Origin of the sequence: Sinorhizobium fredii, assembly GCF_002944405.1 — a bacterium.
Classification (GTDB): Bacteria; Pseudomonadota; Alphaproteobacteria; order Rhizobiales; family Rhizobiaceae; genus Sinorhizobium; species Sinorhizobium fredii_C.
The window spans coordinates 2,972,198-2,994,407 of sequence record NZ_CP024307.1 but is presented as its reverse complement, the minus strand read 5'-3'; the positions used below and the strand labels follow the sequence as shown (position 1 = coordinate 2,994,407).

Sequence of the window (22,210 nt, the reverse complement as noted above, 5' to 3'; positions counted from 1 at the left end):
CGCCTTCTGGATTTCCCGATTGTGCAGGCTGGACGAACGGGGTCCGCGTCCTACATCCGCCGTCATGGCAACGACCGGTCCTCTCTTTCGTGGCATCAATGTGGTCTCGATTTCGGTGACCGACCTTGATGGTGCCCGCGCGTTCTATGGGGAGGTGCTCGGATTCGGGCCGCCGCTCTACGATCTGCCCGAAGCGGGCTGGATCGAATTCTCCGCCGGCGGCGTGGACGGCAACGTTTCGGTGACGTTGGCGGAGAGCGGCTGGACGCCCTCGACGGGGACGACGCTCGTCTTAAATGTCGAGGAGCTGCGGCGCCGCGGTGTCCGGTGCGAGGATGCGCAGGTCTTTCCCGGCTTCGTCACCTTTGCGAGCTTCTACGATCCCTTCGGCAATCGCCTGCAGATGTGCAGCCCGGCTTAAGATTTCTGATCAGCGCGCTGCCCGTAGGCGGCCATGAAAACACGGATGGCCGAGGCGACGTTCTTTTCGATCTGTTCGGGCGGAACCGCTTCACACATCCCGAAGAGACGGCCCTTGAACAGGCCGGCCATACAGAGTTCTATGAACTGCTTGGCGGCCAGTTCCGTATCGTCGATCGACAGCCTGCCTGCCGCTTTCTGCTGGTCGAGATAGGCCTTCAGCACCGTGTAGCCGTTTTCGGGCGTTGCGGTGAAGAAACGCTGCGCCAGCCGCGGCATGCGATCGATCACGCCGAGCACGGTCCGCATGGCCCGGATCGTGTAATCCGATGTCATGCTGGTAACGAGCGTGACGGCGAAATCGTGTAGCGCTTCCTCGATGGGCTCGATGTCGTTCAGCGACTGCTTGATGCTGTTGACGATGCGGCTGCGTTCGCGCGCGATCAGGGCTTCGAACAGATCTTCCTTGTTCTCGAAGTAGACATAGAGCGTGCCCTTAGATACGCCTGCCTCGCGGGTGATGTCGTTCATGCTGGCGGCATCGAAATTGCTGCGCATGAAGACACGCTTGGCGCCTTCGAGAATCTGCTCGCGTTTGACCGGATCCTCGCCGGCGACGCGGCGGCCGCCGCTCGAAGGCTGCTGTTCCGGCTGCAGGGACCTTTCCTGCCGTGCACTTTTCGCTGACGTCATGATTACCCGGACGTTTCCACTCCTGTAGATCACGGTGGATTTAAGAACTCGCTCCAACCCATTAGCGTGACCGTTTCGATAAAAAGCAACGGGTGCGGAATTGGATCCGCATTTTTTATTTCAGCCCGCGGCAAGCGTTTCGAACCGCTCGGTTCGATTTGCTCTTGATATGCGCTGCGAAAGGGATTATGTCAAGGCTAATCGAACCGAACGGTTCAGTTCAATTTAGCTAATTTAGCCGAAACAGGTGTCTCATGTCCCCTTCCAGCACCTCCAGTGCCGCGCGCGTCCGTCCTGTCGGTGACGATTTCGAGGCCGTCGAAGTTCCCACCACCGAGGCCAAGGCACCCGCAGCAGAGGCGCCGGCGGTGACGGAGCCTTCGGCCGCTGAGGCTGCCGCTCCCGCCAAGAAACGCCGCAAGCCGATCCTTCCGGCAATCGGGCTGGCGCTGCTCGCCGCCGGCGCCTGGTACGGCTACGACTGGTGGACCAATGGCCGCTTCATGGTTTCGACCGACGATGCCTATATCGAGGGCGACATCGCGACGATCTCTCCGAAGGTCTCCGGTTATGTTGCCAAGGTCGACGTCGTCGCCAACCAGCACGTGAAGGCCGGCGACCCGCTCGTCACGCTCGAGGACGGCGATTACCGGATCGCGGCGGAACAGGCCGAGGCGCAGATCGCCACGCAGAAGCTGGCGCTCAGCCGTTTCGACGCGCAGATCGCCGGTGCGGAGGCGAGCCTGAACCAGGCCGAGGCGCAGAAAAGGGCCTTCGAGGCGACCGTCCGCGGCGCCGAGCTGACCCAGAAGCGCGCCAGCGACCTGCAAGCCTTCGGAACGGACGCTTCGCGCGACAGCGCCCAGGTCGCGCTCGACCAGGCGAATGCGAATCTCGTCGGCGCGGAGGCAAATATCGCCGCCGCCAAGGCCAATATCACCGTGCTCCAAGCGCAGCGCGCGGAATCGGAAAGCACGATCCGTTCGCTGGAACTGGCGCGCGACAAGGCGAATCGCGACCTCGGCTTCACCGTGCTCAAGGCGCCCTATGACGGCGTCATCGGCAATGTCGCCGTCCAGGTCGGCGACCTCGTCTCGGCCGGGCAGCGGCTTGCGGCCCTCGTGCCGGTGGACCAGCTCTATATCGACGCCAACTTCAAGGAAACGCAGATCTCCCATCTGGTCCCCGGCTCCAAGGTTAAGGTCCATGTGGATGCCTATGACGAGCACACGATCGAAGGCACCGTCGTATCGATCTCGCCGGCCTCCGGCTCGGTCTTCTCGCTGCTGCCGGCGGAAAACGCCACCGGCAACTTTACCAAGATCATCCAGCGCGTGCCGGTTCGGATCACGCTCCCGGCCGATGCGCTCGCCAAAGGCAACCTCAGGGCGGGGCTGAGCGTCGTCGTCGACGTCGATACCCGCACGGCGCCGGACGCCACGAAGGTCGCCGAGGCGAAGTAAGCGCGCGAAGGAGTAGCGGACATGGCTTCGACGGCAACAGCGAGCCCGGCGGCGACAGGCGGCGCCGGGGCAGAGGAGCGCATGGATCCGCGGCGGCTCATCGCGTTTCTCGCGATGGTCGTCGGCATGTTCATGGCGATCCTCGACATCCAGATCGTCTCGGCCTCGCTTGCCGAAATCCAGGCGGGACTTTCCGCCGGATCGGACGAGATCGGCTGGGTGCAGACCTCCTATCTGATTGCCGAAGTCATTATGATCCCGCTGTCGGGAACGCTCGCGCGGATCGTTTCGACGCGCGTGCTCTTCTCCGTCGCCGCCGCCGGCTTCACCGCCTCGAGTGCGTTAGCGGCAACCGCCACCAATATCGACCAGATGATCGTCTATCGGGCGATCCAGGGCTTCATCGGCGGCGGCATGATCCCGTCGGTCTTCGCGGCCGCCTTCACGATCTTCCCGCCGTCGAAGCGCAACATCGTGTCGCCGATCATCGGCCTCATTGCCACGCTCGCGCCGACCATCGGCCCGACTGTCGGCGGCTATCTGAGCCACGCCTTCTCCTGGCACTGGCTGTTCCTCGTCAACGTCATTCCCGGCATCGTCGTCGCGACGCTCACCTGGATTTTCATCGACTTCGACGAACCGGAACTCGGCCTCATCAAGAAGTTCGACTGGTGGGGGCTGTTCTCGATGGCGGTCTTCCTCGGTTCGCTCGAATATGTGCTCGAGGAAGGCAATGCCAACGATTGGTTCAACGACGACCATATCGTCATGGGGGCGGTCGCCACGGCTGTCGCCGCCGCGATATTCTTCTACCGGGCGTTCAAAGTCGAGTTTCCGGTGGTCGATCTCCGCGCCTTCGCCAATCGAAATTTCACCTTCGGCTCGCTGTTCTCCTTCGTGATGGGCATCGGCCTCTATGGCCTCACCTATCTCTATCCGCTCTATCTCGGGCGCATCCGCGGCTATGATTCGCTGATGATCGGCGAGACCATGTTCGTCTCCGGCCTCGCCATGTTTCTGACGGCGCCGGTCGCGGGCTTCCTCGCCGGCAGGCTCGACCCGCGGGTGATGATGACGATCGGGTTCACGGGCTTTGCGGCAGGCACCTGGACGATGAGCCAGCTGACGGCGGATTGGGATTTCTGGGAACTGCTCGTCCCGCAGATCCTGCGCGGCTGCTCGCTGATGCTCTGCATGGTGCCGATCAACAACATCGCGCTCGGCACGCTGCCGCCGGCACGCATCCGCAACGCGTCCGGTCTCTTCAACCTGACGCGCAACCTCGGCGGCGCCGTAGGCCTGGCGATCATCAACACGATCCTGACGCAGCGCCAGGATCTCCACTATGCCCGTCTGGCGGAGCATATCCAGTGGGGCAGTCCGGAGGCGGTCGATCGGTTGAACAACATAGCATCGAACTTCGACGCTTACGGCCTCGACGGCGCGACCGCTGCCGTCAAGCAACTGGCCCAGATGGTTCAGCAGCAGGCGGTGATCCTGTCCTTCATCGACGTGTTCCTGATCTTGACCGTCCTGTTCCTGGGGATGGTGCTCGGCGTGCTGATGATCAAGAAGCCGGAGGGCGCCGGCTCGGGAGGCGGCGGGCACTGAGGCGGGAGAACGAGAGCCGGTTTTCTGCTCCAGACTGCCCTCATCCTGATGCCGCGACCTTCTCACCGCGCAGTGAGAAGGGTCGTGGCGAGCGCCTTCAGCGCGAATGCATGCTTTACGCTCTGAAAACCTTGCGGCACTATTCCGGCCGTCCTTGAGTCGTCGCATCGACCAAGGTGCTGGGCAGGCGATGATCGACAATCCATTCCTTAACCCCTCCAGGCGGAGATTTCTTGCCGGTACGGCTGGTCTCGGCCTTTCTCTGATCGCAGGCGGCGAGCGTGCCGCAGCACGGCCACCGATCGATGCCACATTCGTCTTTTCCAATGACATCCATGCCTGCCTCGTCTCGACGGAAGGTCTCGCGCCGAATTGCGAGCAGGAGGGCAAGACCGATGCCAATCTGCTGCGCCACATTGCGGCGCTCAACGGACTTCCGGGACAGCACTGGCCGCAAGCAATCGACGGCAGGCCGAGCGGTCTTGCCAGCGCCGGCGCGAAGATTGCCCGGCCGTTCGGCTTGGTGCTCGGCGGCGATATTACCGACGACGGCGGCGGCCAGGTCCGCGAGCCGAGAGAAGGGCGGCAGCTGCAACAGTTTCAGAGCCGCTACGAGCATGGCGTCGGGCCGCATCACATCCACTATCCCGTCTATGTCGGGCTTGGAAATCATGATCTCGATCAGGACGGCGCGCCGCCGAACGTCGACTGGTACCGTCGCGAGCTGCGCGATTATGTGGAACTCACCCATCGCCGGTCGGTTTTTTACAGACCCCCGGTGCCGGTGACCAATTACGATCCGCTCTCGGACAATTACTCCTGGGACTGGGGCGGTCTCCATCTCGTGCAATTGCAGCGCTTCGGCGGCGACGAGAACAAGGGTGCGGTGAGCGGCCTGCCGTGGCTGAAGCGCGATCTCGCGACATATGCCGCCGATGGGCGCCCGGTCGTCTTGTTCCAGCATTACGGTTGGGACGCGTTTTCGACCGAGGTGTGGGACGCTGCGGCAAAGACGTTCGACGCTCAGGGCGACGGCGAGCCGCATTGGTGGAGGCCCGGCGAGCGCGATGCGCTGCTCGCGGCGCTCAAGGGCTACAACGTCGTCGGACTCTTCCATGGCCACGAACATGACCGGGTGATGGCCTACAGCGCCGGCGACATCGACATCTTCAAGCCAAAGGCGGCCTATCTCGGCGGCTTCGCGCTGGTCCGGGTTACCGACAAGTTCCTGGACGTCGTGTTCGGAGAGGCGAGTGGCGAGGCGGGTCACGCCGCTTTCACGCATGCGTTCAGCAGGCGTTTCGACTGAGGCTTGACGCCCATTTTTCAGAGGCTTTGTCGCGCCTTCGAAATTTTTGATTTACGTACATCAAAACTTCCTCTAAGGGCTTTCGCGAGGAGGAACGCATGCGACCGACCGTTCACGATATCGCCGCTGAAGCCGGCGTCAGCCTGGCGACCGTCGACCGCGTTCTGAACAACCGTCCGGGCGTTCGGTCGGTCACGCGCGACAAGGTCGAGCAGGCGATCGCGACGCTCGGTTATGTGCGCGACGTTGCCGCGGCCAATCTCGCCAAGGGCCGCAGCTATTCGCTGATTTTCATCCTGCCGGCCGGCGAAAATTCCTTCATGCGCGGGCTCGAGGCCGAGGTGAGGGCCGCCAAGGCGCATCTGGCAGCGGAGCGGACGGAAATCGCGATCCTCTGTGTTCCCGCTTTCGACCCGCGTGCTCTGGCGGATGCCCTTTCCGAGGCGCGCCGGCAGCGGCCCGCCGGCGTCGCCGTCGTTGCCGTCGATGCCCCGGAGGTGGTGCAGTCCGTAAGAGAACTGCGCGAGGACGGGATTGCCGTGGTCACGCTCGTCTCGGACCTGCCGGGATCGACACGGGATCACTTTGCCGGCGTCGACAATATCGCTGCCGGGCGCACCGCCGGAAACCTGATGGGCCGCTTCCTGGGTGATCGGACCGGGCCGGTTGCGGTGGTAGCGGGCTCGATGCTCGTGCGCGACCATCGGGAGCGGCTGGAAGGCTTTCAGGCGGTGATGCGCCAATGCTTCCAAACCCGTTTGCTATTGCCTGTCGTCGAGGGGCAGGACGATGCGGCCCTCGTCGAGAAACTCGTCGGCGATCTCATCGGGTGCCATCCGGATCTGGTCGGAGTCTACAGTCTCGGCGCCGGCAATCGCGGTCTCGTCGCCGCGCTGGAGAAGGCGGGCAGGGCCAAGGCGGTCTGTGCAATCGCCCACGAACTGACGCCCCACAGCCGCGCGGCTCTCCTTTCCGGAACCATCGATGTCCTGCTCAACCAGGATGCGGGCCACGAGGTCAGGAGTGCGATCCGGGTGCTGAAGGCGAAGGCCGACGGGCTGCCGGTGTTCGAGGCCCAGGAACGCATTCGCATCGACATTTTCCTGAAGGACAACCTGCCGATCGAGCAGGCATAGGAGGCACGAATGTATCTCGGACTGGATCTCGGCACGTCCGGCGTCAAGGCCATGCTGATCGACGGCGAGCAGCAGATCATCGGCTCCGCCTCGGCTGCGCTCGAGGTGTCGCGGCCGCATCCCGGCTGGTCCGAGCAGGACCCGGCCGACTGGCTGCGTGCGACGGAAGAGGCGATCGCCGGGCTGAAGGCGGCGCATCCGCATGCCCTTGCGGCGGTCCGCGGCGTCGGCCTTTCGGGGCAGATGCACGGCGCGACGCTGCTGGGCGAGGACGATGCGGTGCTTCGCCCCTGCATCCTCTGGAACGATACGCGCAGCTTCCGCCAGGCAGCCGCGCTCGATGGCGATCCACAATTCCGGACGCTGACCGGCAATATCGTCTTTCCGGGCTTTACCGCGCCGAAGCTCGCCTGGGTGCGCGAGAACGAGCCCGAGACTTTTGCCAAGCTGCGCTGGGTGCTTCTGCCCAAGGACTATCTCCGCCTGTGGCTGACCGGCGAGCACATGTCGGAAATGTCCGATTCCGCTGGCACCGCCTGGCTCGACACGGGCAAGCGCCGGTGGTCTGAAAGACTGCTTGCCGCAACGCATCTCGAGGAACGGCAGATGCCGGATCTGGTCGAGGGCACGGACAGCGCGGGCACGCTCAGGCCGGAACTTGCCGCTCGCTGGGGCATGGGGCCGGGGATCGTCATTGCCGGCGGCGCCGGCGACAATGCGGCGTCCGCCTGCGGCATGGGCGCGGTCGGCGAGGGGCAGGCCTTTGTCTCGCTCGGCACCTCCGGCGTGCTGTTCGCCGCCAATGCCAGCTATCTTCCCAATCCGGAAAGCGCAGTTCATGCCTTCTGCCACGCGCTCCCGAATACCTGGCACCAGATGGGCGTGATCCTCTCGGCGACCGATGCGCTGAATTGGCATTCGGGCATTACAGGAAGAAGTGCCGCCGACCTGACGGGCGAGCTCGGCGACACGCTAAAGGCGCCAGGTTCCGTTTCGTTCCTTCCCTATCTCTCCGGCGAACGCACGCCACACAATGATGCGGCGATCCGCGGCGTCTTTACCGGCCTTGGCCACGAGAGCTCCCGCGCCGCGCTGACCCAGGCGGTGCTCGAAGGCGTGTCCTTCGCGATCCGCGACAGCCTGGAAGCATTGCGCGCCGCCGGTACGACGCTTGATCGCGTCACGGCGATCGGCGGCGGCTCGCGGTCGCGCTACTGGCTGAGGTCGATCGCAACCGCGCTCGCCCTGCCGGTCGACCTGCCCGCAGATGGTGATTTCGGTGCCGCCTTCGGGGCGGCCCGGCTCGGGCTGATCGCCGCCACCGTCGCCGACCCGGTAGCGACCTGCTCTGCGCCGGCGACGGCGGAGACCATTGCGCCGGACGCTTCGCTGGTGGCGGCCTATGAGGACGCCTACCAGCGCTACCGCCGGCTTTACCCCGCCATCAAGGGAGCGATGATTTAGCCAAGCCCAGTCGGGCCGGCACCGCCGGCCGCATCGGAACCTGATATGAAAACGATTACTTTCCACGAAATCGCCGCGTTCCGCACAAGCGGGTCGGCAACAGCCCAGGATAGGAGACAGCCGTGAGCACCGGGTTTTTCGGCGATATCGCCAAGATCAAATATGAGGGACCGGAGAGCACGAACCCGCTCGCCTTCCGTCACTACAATGCCGACGAGGTCGTCCTCGGCAAGCGGATGGAAGACCATCTGCGCTTCGCCGTCGCCTATTGGCACAGCTTCGTCTGGCCGGGTGGCGACCCGTTCGGCGGGCAGACCTTCGAACGTCCCTGGTTCAAGGACTCGATGGAGGCGGCGAAGCTGAAGGCCGACGTCGCCTTCGAGTTCTTCCAGCTTCTCGGCGTGCCCTTCTATTGCTTCCATGACGCCGACGTGCGCCCGGAGGGCAAGAACTTCGCTGAAAACACCAGCAATCTCGAAGAGATCGTCGATCATTTCGCCAGGAAGCAGGCCGAGACCGGCGTCAAGCTGCTCTGGGGGACGGCGAATCTATTCTCGAACCGCCGCTATATGGGCGGTGCCGCGACCAACCCGGATCCGGACGTCTTCGCCTTCGCCGCGGCAACCGTGAAGACCTGCATCGACGCGACGCAGAAGCTCGGTGGCGAGAACTACGTGCTCTGGGGCGGGCGCGAGGGCTATGAGACGCTGCTCAACACCGACCTGAAGCGCGAGCTCGACCAGCTCGGCCGCTTCGTCAACCTCGTCGTCGAATACAAGCACAAGATCGGCTTCAAGGGCACGATCCTGATCGAGCCGAAGCCGCAGGAGCCGACCAAGCATCAGTACGATTTCGACGTCGCGACCGTTTACGGCTTCCTGAAAAAGTACGGCCTCGAGAACGAGGTGAAGGTCAATATCGAGCAGGGCCACGCGATCCTGGCCGGCCATTCTTTCGAGCACGAGCTGGCGCTCGCCAACGCGCTCGGCATCTTCGGCTCGATCGACATGAACCGCAACGACTACCAGTCCGGCTGGGACACCGACCAGTTCCCCAACAATGTGCCGGAAATGGCGCTCGCCTATTATCATGTGCTCGCAGGCGGTGGCTTCAAGACCGGCGGCACCAATTTCGACGCGAAGCTGCGCCGCCAGTCGATCGATCCGGAAGACCTCTTGATCGGTCATATCGGCGGCATGGACTGCTGCGCCCGCGGTCTCAAGGCGGCGGCGAAGATGATCGAGGACAAGGCGCTCTCCGCACCGCTCGAAAAGCGCTATGCCGGCTGGAAGGTACCGGAGGCGAACAAGATGCTCGAAGGCGGCTTCTCGCTCGAGGAAATCGAGGGCTGGGTGCGCAAGGCCGATCTCAACCCGCAACCGAAGTCCGGCAAGCAGGAGTACCTGGAAAACGTCGTCAATCGCTACGTCTGACCTGGCGATTGGATTACCCGCTGCACTCGCGGATGAATTTTGGCGCCCGCGAGTGCCATTCAAAAGCTCTTCGCGACAGGGCAGAAGCCCATTGCCCCTCGCGAAGAATCTGCTAGTTTCTCGCTCCTGCAACGTTGCAGGTATTATAAGATATCCCGAAAATTGCGGGGCGAAGCGCTTGAATACCACTCAACCGGCAGGCCGGTGTTTCAGAAAACCGATCCACTAGGGAGGAATTTTGCATGAAGACCATCAAGGGACCGGGGCTTTTTCTTGCGCAATTCGCCGGTGACGCGGCGCCCTTCAATTCCTGGGATTCAATTACGAAATGGGCGGCCGATTGCGGCTACAAGGGCGTACAGGTCCCGAGCTGGGACGGTCGGCTCTTCGACCTGAAGAGGGCGGCTGAATCGAAGGCCTATTGCGACGAGATCGCCGGCAAGGCGCGCGACAACGGCATCGAGATCACCGAGCTCTCGACCCATCTGCAGGGCCAGCTGGTGGCCGTGCATCCTGCCTATGACGAGGCCTTCGACGGCTTCGCCGTGCCGGAAGTGCGCGGCAATCCGAAAGCGCGCCAGCAATGGGCGGTCGAACAGGTGAAGCTGGCGCTGACCGCTTCCAGGAATCTCGGCCTGGACGCGATGGCGAGCTTCTCCGGCGCCCTCGCCTGGCCCTTCGTCTACCCCTGGCCGCAGCGACCGGCAGGGCTGGTCGAGACTGCCTTCGACGAGCTTGCCCGTCGCTGGAAGCCGATCCTCGACCATGCGGAGGAGTGCGGCGTCGATGTCTGCTACGAGATCCATCCGGGCGAGGATTTGCACGACGGCATCACCTACGAGATGTTCCTGGAGCGAACCGGCAACCATGCCCGAGCCTGCATGCTCTACGATCCGTCGCACTACGTCCTGCAGTGCCTCGACTATCTCGACAATATCGACATCTACAAGGACCGCATCCGGATGTTCCACGTCAAGGATGCGGAGTTCAACCCGACCGGCCGGCAGGGCGTCTATGGCGGCTATCAGGGCTGGGTGAACCGCGCCGGCCGCTTCCGCTCGCTCGGCGACGGCCAGGTCGATTTCGGCGCAGTCTTCTCGAAAATGGCCGCGAATGATTTCGCCGGCTGGGCGGTGGTCGAGTGGGAATGCGCGCTGAAGCATCCGGAAGACGGCGCGCGCGAGGGCGCGGACTTCGTCAAGGCGCATATCATCCGCGTCACCGAAAAGGCCTTCGACGATTTTGCCGATAGCGGCACGGACGAGGCGGCGAACCGGCGGATGTTGGGTATTTAAGGAACAAGACCCCGCCCCACCCCCTCCCCACAAGGGGGAGGGCTTTCGGGCTGCTCCCTCCGTCTCCACCTGCGACATCTCCGCTTGCGAATCTGTCGAGTTGGGAATGGAACGGAGGCGGCAGTTCAAGCCCTTGTGGGGAGGGGTTGGGGAGGGGCACAGGCGGATATTTCGCCAAACAGCTAGTTTCAGGAGAGAAAGCACGATGGCAATCGAGGGAAGCAGTTCGGAATCTCGTCAGAAGCGGATACGGCTCGGCATGGTCGGCGGCGGCTCGGGCGCCTTCATCGGCGCGGTGCACCGGATCGCGGCGCGGCTCGACGACCACTATGAACTGGTGGCCGGCGCTCTGTCGTCGACGCCCGAGAAGGCGCAGGCCTCAGGCCGCGAGCTCGGGCTAGACTCGGCGCGCGTCTACTCGGATTTCAAGGAAATGGCGATCCGAGAGGCGAAGCTCAAGAACGGCATCGAAGCGGTGGCGATCGTCACGCCGAACCATGTGCACTATGCTGCCGCCAAGGAGTTCCTGAAGCGCGGCATCCACGTCATCTGCGACAAGCCGCTAACCTCGACGTTTGCCGACGCGAAGAAGCTGAAGAAGGCGGCGGAGGACAGCGACGCGCTCTTCGTGCTGACGCATAACTACACCGGTTACCCGATGGTGCGGCAGGCGCGCGAAATGATCGCCAACGGCGAGATCGGCGCCGTCCGGCTGGTGCAGATGGAATATCCACAGGACTGGCTGACGGAAAATATCGAGCAGTCCGGCCAGAAGCAGGCGGCGTGGCGGACCGACCCGGCACGCTCCGGAGCCGGCGGCTCGACCGGCGATATCGGCACCCATGCCTATAATCTCGGCTGCTTCGTCTCCGGTCTCGAACTCGACGAACTGTCGGCCGATCTCGACAGTTTCGTCGGCGGTCGCCAGCTCGACGACAACGCCCACGTGATGCTGCGCTTCAAGGAGAAGGACGGTGCGCGGGCGAAGGGCATGCTGTGGTGCAGCCAGGTGGCGCCCGGCCACGAGAACGGCCTGATGGTGCGCGTCTACGGCACCAAGGGTGGTCTCGAATGGACGCAGAAGGACCCGAACTATCTCTGGCATACGCCGTTCGGCGAGCCGAAGCGGCTGCTGACGCGCGCCGGAGCCGGCGCCTCGGCGGCAGGGGCTCGGGTTTCGCGCATTCCGTCGGGCCACCCGGAAGGCTATCTCGAAGGCTTCGCCAATATCTACACGGAGGCCGCCCGCGCCATTTACGCCAGGCGAAACGGCGAGACCGTGGATCCGGCTGTCACATATCCGACGATAGACGATGGCATGAAGGGCATGGTCTTCGTCGATGCCTGCGTACGCTCGTCGCAGCGCAACGGCGCCTGGATCAAGGTCTGAGCCGCATCCGGCAAGTTCAGGAAAGGGCGGGGGTGCACCTCGCCCTTTTTTGTCGGGGTTGACATTTGCTGCGGCAGCTTTAGGCCACGCTCACGAACGAGAGCGGCATGGAAGACGCCTGTCTTTTCGCGCGCCCCGCTCTCCCATTGGAAACGAATGCAGCCGCGCCCCTTCCGACGCGCTGTGCAGACGACGGGACAACAACGATGATCGAAGCCAAGAAACTCGCAGAACGATTTCCGGGCGACTTCGTCTTCGGCGTGGCCACCGCCTCCTTCCAGATCGAGGGCGCCAGCAAGGCCGACGGGCGCAAGCCGTCCATCTGGGACGCCTTCTCCAGCATGCCGGGCCGCGTCTTCGAGCGCCACAATGGCGACGTCGCTTGCGACCATTACAATCGCCTGGAACAGGATCTCGATCTCATCAAGAACCTCAGCGTCGAGGCCTACCGCTTCTCGATCGCCTGGCCGCGCATCATTCCGGAGGGCACCGGGCCGATCAACGAAAAGGGGCTCGACTTCTATGACCGCCTAGTCGATGGCCTGAAGGCCCGCGGCATCAAGGCCTTTGCGACGCTCTACCATTGGGACCTGCCGCTGGCGCTGATGGGCGACGGCGGCTGGACGGCGCGGACGACCGCCTATGCCTACCAGCGCTATGCGAAGACGGTGATCGCCCGGCTCGGTGACCGGCTCGATGCGGTGGCGACTTTCAACGAGCCGTGGTGCTCGGTGTGGCTCAGCCATCTCTACGGCATTCATGCGCCGGGCGAGCGCAATATGGATGCGGCGCTCGCCGCACTGCATTTCACCAATCTCGCCCACGGCCTTGGCGTCGCTGTGATCCGCTCCGAAAAGCCGGACCTGCCGGTCGGCATCGTCATCAACGCTCACCCGGTCTATCCCGGCAGCGACAGCGCCGAGGACAAGGCCGCGGCCGAGCGCGCCTTCGATTTCCACAACGGCGTCTTCTTCGGGCCGATCTTCAAGGGCGAGTACCCGGAGGGCTTCCTCTCGGCGCTCGGGTCCCGCATGCCGCTGATCGAGGACGGCGACATGACGACGATCGCCCAGCCGCTCGACTGGTGGGGCCTCAACTACTACACGCCGATGCGCGTTTCGCATGATCCGGCCGCCGGTGCCGAATATCCGGCAACGGTCAATGCGAAGCCGGTGAGCGAGGTGAAGACCGATATCGGTTGGGAGGTCTATGCGCCGGCGCTCGGGGCGCTGGTGGAAACCCTCAACGCCCGCTATACGCTTCCGGATTGCTACATCACCGAGAATGGCGCCTGCTACAATATGGGCGTCGAGAACGGCGTCGTCGACGACCAGCCGCGGCTCGACTACATCGCCGACCACCTGTCGGTCACCGCCGACCTGATTGCCAAGGGCTATCCGATGCGCGGCTATTTCGCCTGGAGCCTCATGGACAATTTCGAATGGGCGGAAGGCTATCGCATGCGCTTCGGCATCGTCCACGTGGACTACGAGACTCAGGCCCGCACGATCAAGAAGAGCGGCCACTGGTACAAGGCGCTCGCGGAGCAGTTTCCGAAGGGCAACCATAAGCCGGCCTGACTCCCAGCGCCGCACTGCGGGCGCAATCGTTCTACATAAAAAGAGTAGACTTTTGCGCCGGGCTCCCGCGTTAGGAAAAATCGTGCCTGTGAAACGGGAGGGGCGAAGGGCATAACAACCTAGACGAGGCGGCATGGCAGCCATGCCGCACGCGACCTTGAACCGACCGGTTGCCCGATGATAGAGAATTGCTCCCCGTTCCGAATGCGTTGTCGCAGGTCCGAGTGACCCGACACGCCTCCCGTCCAGCAACGTGACAGGGACGAGAGTTTCGAACATCCGAGAGCATCATGTATCCTGACATCCCTGTGATCCCTCCTGCGGAGGCGACCGGACAATGACTGTTTCAACTTCCCCTATTGAGACCGGGGATGCCGCCGTCGTCTTCGACGGCGTTTCCAAGCGCTTCGCGGCCTCCGGCCAAAGCGCTGCCTTCACGGCGCTGAACGACGTCAGCCTGACGGTTGGTCGCGGCTCGATCACCGGTATCATCGGCCGCTCCGGCGCCGGCAAGTCGACGCTGATCCGGCTGGTCAACGGCCTCGAGAAGCCGACAACCGGCAAGGTGCTCGTCGACGGCGTCGATGTCGGCGCACTCGACGAGGCGTCATTGCGCGACCTTCGACGCTCGGTCGGGATGATCTTCCAGCACTTCAACCTGCTTTCGTCGCGGACCGTTTTCGGCAATGTGGCGCTGCCGCTGGAGATCGCCGGCATGGATAGGCGGGCGATCGATGAGCGCGTGCGACCGCTCCTCGACCTCGTCGGTCTCGCCGACAAGCACGGCCGCTACCCGGCCGAGCTTTCCGGCGGCCAGAAGCAGCGCATCGGCATCGCCCGGGCGCTGGCGACCGAGCCGAAGCTGCTGCTTTCGGACGAGGCGACCTCGGCGCTTGATCCGGAAACGACGCAATCGATCCTCGAACTGCTGAAGCGCATCAATGCCGAACTGGGTCTGACGGTGCTGCTGATTACCCACGAAATGGAGGTGGTGAAGGCGGTCACCTCGGACTTGGCGGTGATCGACAAGGGCGAGATCGTCGAGCGCGGCCACACCTTCGACGTCTTCACCCATCCGAAGCACGAAACGACGCGGGCCCTTCTATCCGGACTGCCGGGCTCGAAGCTGCCGGAAGCCGTTGCAAGGGACATCAGGCCCGCTGCAGCGGCTGGCGACCGGGTCGTCGTGCGGCTGACTTTCTTCGGCGCGGCGGCCGAGCGGCCGCTGATCTCCCGGCTCATCCAGTCGATCGGCGCAGAGGTCAATATCATCGCCGGCACGATCGATGAGATCGGCGGCAAGCCCTATGGCTCGCTGGTCGTCGCCTATGGCGCGGATCCGGAAACCGCGGGGAGGGCGGATCGGTTCTTCGCCGAGAACGGTCTGGTGACGGAGGTGCTTGGCTATGTCGCCTGATCTTCTCATGCTCATCGGCAAGGCCACGCTCGACACGCTTCGCATGGTGGCGATCGCCGGTTTCGTCGGCGCGCTGATCGGCCTGCCGATCGGCATCTTCCTCGCCACCAGCGGCAAGGGGGAACTCTTTCCGGCACCCAATGTCAACCGCGCCGTCGGTCTTATCGTCAACGCCACGCGTTCGACGCCCTTCATCATTCTCGTCGTGGCGATCATCCCGTTCACGCGGCTCGTCACCGGCACCTCGATCGGCACCAAGGCGGCGATCGTGCCGCTGACCGTCGCGACCATCCCGTTCTTCGCCCGCCTCGTCGAGGCGGCGATCCGTGACGTCGACAGGGGACTGATCGAGGCGGCCCGCGCCATGGGCGCCACGCCGATGCAGATCGTCTTCAAGGTGCTGCTCGCCGAGGCCCGGCCGGCGCTGACGCTGGCGCTCACCATGACCATCGTGAGCCTCATCGGCTATTCGGCAATGGTCGGCGCCGTCGGCGGCGGCGGCCTCGGCGATCTCGGCATTCGCTACGGCTACCAACGCTTCATGCCCGACGTGATGCTGATCGTCGTCATCGTGCTGATCGTCTTGGTGCAGCTCGTGCAGAGCGCCGGCGACCGCCTGGCGCGCCGCTTCGACAAGCGCAGCCGCAAGACCTGACCCTTCCTCCCACACGCGACTTCCTTCAGATAACAAGGAGCCTCCCATGAAGAAAATCCTCCTCGCAGCATCGCTCGCCCTTGCCTTTGCGGCCGGGGCGGCCAACGCCGAAACCATCAAGGTCGGCGTGACACCCGGCCCACACGCCCAGATCATGGAAAAGGTCAAGGAAGTGGCGGCCGGCAAGGGCCTCGACATCGAGATCCTCGAATTCTCCGATTACGTCGTGCCGAACCAGGCGCTCGCCGATGGCGAGCTCAACGCCAACTCCTTCCAGCACAAGCCCTATCTCGACAATCAGGTCGCCGACCGCGGCTACGACATCGTCAGCGTCGCCTATACCGTCAACTTCCCGATGGGGGTCTATTCGAAGAAGGTGAACAGCCTCGAAGAGCTTGCCGAGGGTGCGACGGTCGCGATCCCGAACGACCCGACCAATGGCGGCCGGGCGCTGCTGATCCTCGCCGACAAGGGGCTGATCAAGCTTAAGGAAGGCGCCGGTCTCAAGGTCGGCCCCGCCGATGTGGCCGAAAACCCGAAGAACTTCACCTTCGCCGAACTCGATGCGGCCCAGCTTCCGCGCTCGCTCGATGATGTCGACGCTGCCGTCATCAACACCAACTATGCGCTCGAAGCCGGACTCGACCCGTCCAAGGACCCGATCGCCCGCGAAGGCGAGAAGGCGCCCTATGTCAATATCATCGCCGTCAACGGCAAGGACAAGGACGCGCCCTGGGTCAAGACGCTGATCGACGCCTACCACAACGACACGGTGAAGGCGTTCGTCAACGAGACCTTCAAGGGCTCGGTCATCGCCGGCTGGTGACCGCGGAATATCCCGAGGGCTGGCCCTCTCCCCGGGGCGAGGGGGTTCAGGAAGTGTCCATGCAAAGCCGCGCGTCCTGACGCGCGGCTTTGCGTGGAGTTCACCGGCGAGCTCAAGCCCTATTCGAAATTTGCCGAGAACGGCAATGTCACGCTCAGGCATTTCTGCGTCACATGCGGCAGCCAGATATTCGGCTCCGGCCCGCTCGAGGATGATCGATGGACGGTCTATGCCGGGACGCTCGACGATCCTTCGCTGTTCACGCCGACAGATGCGGTCTTCACCCGTAGCCGCCAAGCTTGGGACAGGCTTGCCATTGTGCTTGACGAGTGTGAGACCCTTCCGGGCTGAATGCCGGCAAGTGGTCGAATTGACTTGCGCCACGGGAAGACTTTAATCCGCTGTATGTCCATAGCGCTTTCATCTGTCGACGAATCGCTGCTGTCCGGCGAGCAAGGCGGAGCGGCCGCCTTCGCCATGCGGCTGCTCGTCCGCTTCGCCGAGGCGGTCGGCGCGGAGCGTTTCGTCGACATCGAGGCGGCGCATATCGACGGCTGTCTCTATCTCGGCCAGGTGAGCCTCGACTTCGTCGAGCATCTGGTAAGCCTCGGGGGCCGCGTTCGCGTGCCGACGACGCTCAATGTCGGCTCCGTCGACCTTATCCACCCGGAGCTTTTTCATGGGAGCGACGAGGTCAGCCATGGCGGGGCGCGGCTGATGAGGGCGCATGAGGAGCTCGGCTGCGTGCCGACCTTCACCTGCGCGCCCTATCAAACGATCTTCCGGCCGCGCTTCGGCGCCCAGATCGCCTGGGCCGAATCGAACGCCATCGTCTTTGCAAATTCGGTGCTCGGCGCCCGTACCAATCGCTATGGCGATTTCATCGATCTCTGTTGCGCCTTGACCGGTCGTGCGCCCTATTATGGCCTGCATATCGGCGAGAACCGCCGCGCGCGCATCCTTGTGGAGGTCGAGAGCCTGCCCGAAGAATGGGCGGAAGCGGGGCTCGCCTGCGTCGCCGTCGGACATGCTATCGGCAGGCGCTGCGGCGACCGGGTGCCGGCGATCACCGGCCTGCCGGTCTCGACGAACGAGGACGATCTGAAGGCGCTCGGTGCGGTCGCGGCTTCCGCTGGCGCCGTTGCGCTCTTTCATGCGGTCGGGCTGACGCCGGAGGCGCCGACGATCGAGGCGGCCCTCCAGGGCAGGGCGCCGGAAGAGGTGATCCGGCTGAGGGCGGCGGACCTCCGGGAAACCGTGCACAAGCTTTCGACCGTCCCGGACGGAACCCCATTGACTGCCGTCAGCTTGGGCACGCCGCACTTCTCGCTCTCGGAGTTCGGGCGGCTGATGCCGCTGATCGACGGTTCGCGGCCGGTGATCGATGTCTATGTCAACACCCATCGGGCGGTGCTCGATGAACTGCAAAGACGCGGCTGGGAGGAGCGCCTGAGGGAGGCCGGCGTGACGCTGGTCATCGATACCTGCACCTATGTGACGGCGGTGATGCGCGACCTGTCCGGCGCCGTCATGACCAATTCCGGCAAATGGGCCTATTACGCGCCGGGCAATATCGGCGTCGACGTCGCCTTCGGATCGCTTGCGGACTGCGTCGCATCGGCCCGGGCCGGAAAGGTGGTGCGGCTGTGACGGTGCGGCTCCGGGCAACAACACTGGTCGCCGGATCGGCGGCGGCGGAAACCCTGGTGCTGTCGGAACCTTTAAGCTTCTGGGGCGGCCTCGACTCGGCGTCCGGCCGGATCATCGACCAGTGGCATCCGCAGAAGAACGCGGTGATGAGCGGCCGCATCCTGGTGATGCGGGCAGGGCGCGGCTCGAGCTCCGGCAGTTCGGTGCTGGCCGAAGCGCTTCGCCGTGGAACCGGTCCGGCCGGCATCGTGCTCTTGGCGCGCGACGCGATCGTCACGGTCGGGGCGATGGTGGCGGCCGAGCTCTATGGAAAGTCCTGTCCGGTGGTCCTCGCCAGCGAGGCCGACTGGATGGCGATCACCGGAGCCGGCTCATTGGCGATCGATACGCAGGACGAAGCGGCGATCGAGATTTGATGCGCCCCGCTGGCAGGAAGAGGTGCCGGCAGGCGGATGAGTGGCGGACCGGACGGCAACCAATTCAGCTTCCCAAATGCCGCTCGCCGCGTTTCTTCGCCAGGGCGATCTGCCGCTGCCGCTCCCGGTAGCGCTCGCGGTCCTCGTCGGTGCGGATCTCGTGGCAATGGACGCAGGAGACGCCCTCTTCGTGAAGCGTCGACTGCAGGTCCGCCAGAGCCAGAGGCTGGCGGCAGGCGTGGCAGAGCGTATGCTCGCCCTCGGCGAGGCCATGGGTGACGGAGACGCGCTCGTCGAAGACGAAGCAGGCGCCGTCCCAGAGGCTTTCCTCCGCCGGGACTTCCTCGAGATATTTCAGGATGCCGCCTTTGAGGTGATAGACCTCTTCGAAGCCCTCTTCCTTCATGAAGGCGGTCGCCTTCTCGCAGCGGATGCCGCCGGTGCAGTACATGGCGATCTTCGGCTTGTTGTGCAGACCGGTGTTGTTGCGCACCCAGTCGGGAAATTCGCGGAAGGTCTTGGTCTTCGGATCGACGGCACCGCGGAAGAGGCCGATCGCCGTCTCGTAGTCGTTGCGCGTGTCGATGACCAGCGTGTCCGGATCGGAGATCAGCGCGTTCCAGTCCTTCGGCTCCACATAGGTGCCGACCACCTTGTTGGGGTCGATGGTGTCGACGCCCATGGTGACGATCTCCTTCTTCAGCCGCACCTTCATGCGCAGGAAGGGCATGGCCGAGGCCCGGCTTTCCTTGTGCTCGAGACGCGCGAATTCCGGTTGCGCGCGCAGAAAGGCGAGCACCGACGCAATCCCTTCGTCACTGCCGGCGATCGTGCCGTTGATGCCTTCGTGGGCGAGGAGCAGCGTGCCCTTCACGCCGCTGGCGTCGCAGACCGCCTGCAGCGGTTCGCGGAATTCGGCGAAACGCGCGAAGGAAACGAAATGGTATAGCGCGGCCACGAGAAACTGGCCCTGCGCCGCCGGGTGCGGTGTCGTGAACATGTCGGTCATGCGGGACGCAAATACAGCTTTCATCGGCCAAGCGCAATCGCGGCGGGCGGCAACCGAAAGCCCTTACCGGCTATCTCCCTGGTGGATGCCCGGTGCACTCCGGCCGGCTGCTCGTTCAGGACTGCCACCGCATGCTCGATCTCGCGAAAGTCCCCGGTAAGACGACGACCCGGACCGAAGGCGCAGGTCATCGTTGCGCGACCAAGAGTCCCTCGGTGGCAAGCGCCTGGTTGGAATAGCGGCGGTCGCCGGTAATCTCTCGTCCGACCCAGGAGGGCAGAGCGGGCAAATCCGTTTCGCGCTTCATTTCGACTTCGGCGACGACGAGCCCTTCGAGTGCCCCTTCGTAAACGTCGACCTCCCAGGTAAAGCCCTTGTGCGGCACGCGGTAGCGGCGCTTCTCGATGACGATGCCAACGCCCTGGGCCAGCAGCTCGCGGGCGTCGTCCATCGGCAGGTCGTATTCGTATTCGTTGCGGACAAGGGCCGATTTGCCGATCTTGACGGTGAGGCGTGCCCATTTGTTGCCGTGGATCCGCACGCGCACCGAACGATCCTCCATGGTGACGATATAGGCCTGGCGCAGCCTGATCCCTCCGTCGGCGCGCTCCTTCCAGCCGTCGGAAGCGACCAGAAACTTGCGCTCTATCTCCTTCGCCATGAAATGTCCCGTCACTTCGAGAAGTGGAATGTCATGAAACTATCGGATTGTAGCAGAGGCTCAAGCCATGTCTTTGCGCCAAATCATATTTTGTCATTTGCTTGCATACGGGGCGGGAATGCGCGCGTCTTTCGGGCTCGACATTGATTGGCAGGAAGAGTATGCGAGGGGCGGATTCAATCGTTTTAAAGGACGCGGGCATGAGTGCGAAGACCGACAAGCTTCTTTCCATCCTCAAGCTGCAACCGGTTGTGCCGGTGCTGGTGATCGACGATGCGGCAACCGCTGTGCCGCTCGCCCGCGCGCTAGTGGCAGGCGGCCTGAAGGCGATCGAGATCACGCTGCGCACGCCGGCGGCGCTCGAGGCGATCCGCGCCGTGGCGAGCGAAGTGGAGGGCGCCGTTGCCGGGGCCGGCACCATCCTCAACGCCGCGCAGTTCGAAGAGGCGGTGAAGGCCGGCTCCGAGTTCATCGTTACTCCCGGCACGACGCAGGAGCTGATCGATGTCGCCAATGACCACGCGGTGCCGCTGCTGCCGGGGGCGGCAACGGCCAGCGAAGTGATGGGGCTGCGCGAGGAAGGCTACGACGTCATGAAGTTCTTCCCGGCCGAACAGGCCGGCGGTGCCGCCTATCTGAAGTCGCTGTCCTCGCCGCTTGCCGGCACTTTGTTCTGCCCGACCGGCGGCATTTCGCTCGCCAATGCGCGCGACTATCTTTCGCTGCCGAACGTCGTCTGCGTCGGCGGATCCTGGGTGGCGCCGAAGGAGCTGGTTGCGAAGGGCGACTGGGCCGGCATTACCAAGCTTGCCGCCGAGGCCTTCGCCCTCAAAGGATAACAGGCCAAACAGGCAACTCACAAGAAGCCGGGCTCCTGTCCGGCTTTTTCGTGTCCGGGGCGTATTTGTATTTTCGCCTCGCGGTTCCTATGTCTCACACCGCAACGACGCGGTGAGGCGAAAGCTTCCGCGCGTCAAACCTAAGGAGCGAGGCCGATGTTCGACGCGAAGAAATTGCTGGATCAGTTCTTGGGTTCGCAGATGCCCGGCGCCGGCGGCACGGTCGGCGGCCGCGCCGACCAGGTGACCAAGCTCGCCAAGGACAATCCTCTGGCGACCGGCGCGATCGCGGCCGTGCTGCTCGGCACGAAGTCGGGACGCACGCTGGCCGGCAATGCGGCTGTTCTCGGCGGCTTGGCGGCGATCGCCGGCCTTGGCTATCAGGCCTACAAGAACTACCAGGCCGGCCAGGCGCCGCAACCGGCGTCTTCAGCACCCGCACAACTCCCCGCACCGCCGGCCGATTCCGGCTTCGCGGCACCGGAAGCGCTCAGCAACGACTTCGCGCTGGTGCTCGTTCGCGCCATGATCGCTGCAGCCCGGGCGGATGGCCATATCGACGCAACCGAGCGCGGCCGGATCCTGGACAAGCTCTCCCTTTCCGGTCTTTCGGCGGATGCCGCGGCTTTCCTTGAAAAAGAGCTCGCCGATCCGATCGATCTGGACGCCATCGTCGCTGCCGGCAAGACGGAGGAGGAGCGGGTCGAGATCTACACGGCGTCGCGGCTTGCAATCGAGCCGGACGGCCGGGCGGAGCGCGGCTACCTCGATCTTCTAGCCGGACGGCTTGGACTTGCCGATGCGCTTGTCGACCATATCGAGGCGACGGTGTCCGCGGCGAAGGTTTCCATTTAGGCCGCAGGCGGAGCGGAGCACATCCGTTCCGCTCATGGTTCGATCACCAGTTTGAATTTGAAACCGGCCGGCGTCTGTCCTATTGCGA

Annotated in this window: 21 protein-coding genes; 18 read left to right on the top strand and 3 right to left on the bottom strand. The window is 64.0% G+C overall.

Features of this window, described 5'->3' with window-relative positions; translation table 11 throughout:
• Positions 1–64 precede the first annotated feature (64 nt).
• Positions 65–421 (top strand): VOC family protein, encoded by a 357-nt coding sequence (locus tag NXT3_RS14745; RefSeq protein WP_104839579.1) that lies wholly within the window; start codon positions 65–67, stop codon positions 419–421.
• Here NXT3_RS14745 and NXT3_RS14740 read toward each other — a convergent pair.
• Positions 418–1,113, bottom strand: coding sequence for a TetR/AcrR family transcriptional regulator (locus tag NXT3_RS14740; RefSeq protein ID WP_097537887.1), 696 nt, complete (start codon positions 1,111–1,113; stop codon positions 418–420). The genes NXT3_RS14745 and NXT3_RS14740 overlap by 4 nt on opposite strands.
• 254 nt (positions 1,114–1,367) lie before the next feature.
• Here NXT3_RS14740 and NXT3_RS14735 point away from each other — a divergent pair, with 254 nt between their 5' ends.
• The 15 genes from NXT3_RS14735 (at position 1,368) to NXT3_RS14665 (ending at position 18,758) form a co-directional block, all read left to right on the top strand.
• Entirely contained in the window at positions 1,368–2,576 is a 1,209-nt protein-coding gene (locus NXT3_RS14735) for an HlyD family secretion protein (protein WP_104839578.1), read from the top strand.
• A 21-nt stretch (positions 2,577–2,597) separates the two neighbouring features.
• Positions 2,598–4,187, top strand: coding sequence for a DHA2 family efflux MFS transporter permease subunit (locus tag NXT3_RS14730; RefSeq protein WP_104839577.1), 1,590 nt, complete (start codon positions 2,598–2,600; stop codon positions 4,185–4,187).
• A gap of 190 nt (positions 4,188–4,377) precedes the next feature.
• On the top strand, positions 4,378–5,496 hold the full coding sequence (locus NXT3_RS14725) for a metallophosphoesterase (protein WP_104839576.1): 1,119 nt from the start codon (positions 4,378–4,380) through the stop codon (positions 5,494–5,496).
• Positions 5,497–5,594: 98 nt separating this feature from the next.
• The gene (locus tag NXT3_RS14720; RefSeq protein WP_037414336.1) at positions 5,595–6,632 is read left to right on the top strand and encodes a LacI family DNA-binding transcriptional regulator; all 1,038 of its coding nucleotides are present in this window, start codon (positions 5,595–5,597) and stop codon (positions 6,630–6,632) included.
• A 9-nt stretch (positions 6,633–6,641) separates the two neighbouring features.
• Positions 6,642–8,096, top strand: coding sequence for a xylulokinase (xylB, locus tag NXT3_RS14715; RefSeq protein ID WP_104839575.1), 1,455 nt, complete (start codon positions 6,642–6,644; stop codon positions 8,094–8,096).
• A gap of 122 nt (positions 8,097–8,218) precedes the next feature.
• Positions 8,219–9,529 (top strand): xylose isomerase, encoded by a 1,311-nt coding sequence (xylA, locus tag NXT3_RS14710; protein ID WP_037414339.1) that lies wholly within the window; start codon positions 8,219–8,221, stop codon positions 9,527–9,529.
• Positions 9,530–9,771: 242 nt separating this feature from the next.
• The gene (locus NXT3_RS14705) at positions 9,772–10,824 is read left to right on the top strand and encodes a sugar phosphate isomerase/epimerase family protein (RefSeq protein ID WP_097537893.1); all 1,053 of its coding nucleotides are present in this window, start codon (positions 9,772–9,774) and stop codon (positions 10,822–10,824) included.
• A gap of 205 nt (positions 10,825–11,029) precedes the next feature.
• Positions 11,030–12,214 carry a Gfo/Idh/MocA family protein gene (locus NXT3_RS14700; protein ID WP_037414343.1) on the top strand — a complete coding sequence of 395 codons (1,185 nt, stop codon included), beginning with the start codon at positions 11,030–11,032 and terminating at the stop codon, positions 12,212–12,214.
• 206 nt (positions 12,215–12,420) lie between these two features.
• Entirely contained in the window at positions 12,421–13,794 is a 1,374-nt protein-coding gene (locus NXT3_RS14695) for a GH1 family beta-glucosidase (RefSeq protein WP_104839574.1), read from the top strand.
• 337 nt (positions 13,795–14,131) lie between these two features.
• Positions 14,132–15,211 carry a methionine ABC transporter ATP-binding protein gene (locus NXT3_RS14690; RefSeq protein ID WP_104839573.1) on the top strand — a complete coding sequence of 360 codons (1,080 nt, stop codon included), beginning with the start codon at positions 14,132–14,134 and terminating at the stop codon, positions 15,209–15,211.
• A complete protein-coding gene (locus tag NXT3_RS14685) occupies positions 15,201–15,866 on the top strand; it encodes a methionine ABC transporter permease (RefSeq protein WP_104839572.1) in 666 nt (221 codons plus the stop codon). The genes NXT3_RS14690 and NXT3_RS14685 overlap by 11 nt, the downstream gene beginning before the upstream one ends.
• A gap of 46 nt (positions 15,867–15,912) precedes the next feature.
• On the top strand, positions 15,913–16,692 hold the full coding sequence (locus NXT3_RS14680) for a MetQ/NlpA family ABC transporter substrate-binding protein (RefSeq protein ID WP_037414351.1): 780 nt from the start codon (positions 15,913–15,915) through the stop codon (positions 16,690–16,692).
• Positions 16,693–16,785: 93 nt separating this feature from the next.
• Positions 16,786–17,043, top strand: a complete 258-nt coding sequence (locus NXT3_RS14675; protein WP_234828047.1) for a GFA family protein — start codon at positions 16,786–16,788, stop codon at positions 17,041–17,043.
• A 54-nt stretch (positions 17,044–17,097) separates the two neighbouring features.
• Positions 17,098–18,342 carry an aconitase X gene (locus tag NXT3_RS14670; RefSeq protein ID WP_097527603.1) on the top strand — a complete coding sequence of 415 codons (1,245 nt, stop codon included), beginning with the start codon at positions 17,098–17,100 and terminating at the stop codon, positions 18,340–18,342.
• Complete coding sequence (locus tag NXT3_RS14665; protein WP_037414357.1) at positions 18,339–18,758, top strand: aconitase X swivel domain-containing protein; 420 nt, start codon at positions 18,339–18,341, stop codon at positions 18,756–18,758. The genes NXT3_RS14670 and NXT3_RS14665 overlap by 4 nt, the downstream gene beginning before the upstream one ends.
• A gap of 64 nt (positions 18,759–18,822) precedes the next feature.
• Here NXT3_RS14665 and NXT3_RS14660 read toward each other — a convergent pair whose 3' ends face one another.
• Together NXT3_RS14660 and NXT3_RS14650 are read right to left on the bottom strand one after the other, a co-directional pair.
• Positions 18,823–19,767, bottom strand: coding sequence for an oxygen-dependent tRNA uridine(34) hydroxylase TrhO (locus tag NXT3_RS14660; protein ID WP_097537896.1), 945 nt, complete (start codon positions 19,765–19,767; stop codon positions 18,823–18,825).
• A gap of 187 nt (positions 19,768–19,954) precedes the next feature.
• Entirely contained in the window at positions 19,955–20,428 is a 474-nt protein-coding gene (locus tag NXT3_RS14650) for a CYTH domain-containing protein (protein ID WP_037414361.1), read from the bottom strand.
• A 200-nt stretch (positions 20,429–20,628) separates the two neighbouring features.
• On the opposite strand from NXT3_RS14650, the gene NXT3_RS14645 reads away from it, so the two are divergent.
• Positions 20,629–21,267: a 2-dehydro-3-deoxy-phosphogluconate aldolase gene (locus NXT3_RS14645; RefSeq protein WP_104840008.1), complete on the top strand. Its 639-nt coding sequence runs from the start codon at positions 20,629–20,631 to the stop codon at positions 21,265–21,267.
• A 156-nt stretch (positions 21,268–21,423) separates the two neighbouring features.
• Positions 21,424–22,122, top strand: a complete 699-nt coding sequence (locus NXT3_RS14640) for a tellurite resistance TerB family protein (protein WP_037414364.1) — start codon at positions 21,424–21,426, stop codon at positions 22,120–22,122.
• Positions 22,123–22,210 lie beyond the last annotated feature (88 nt).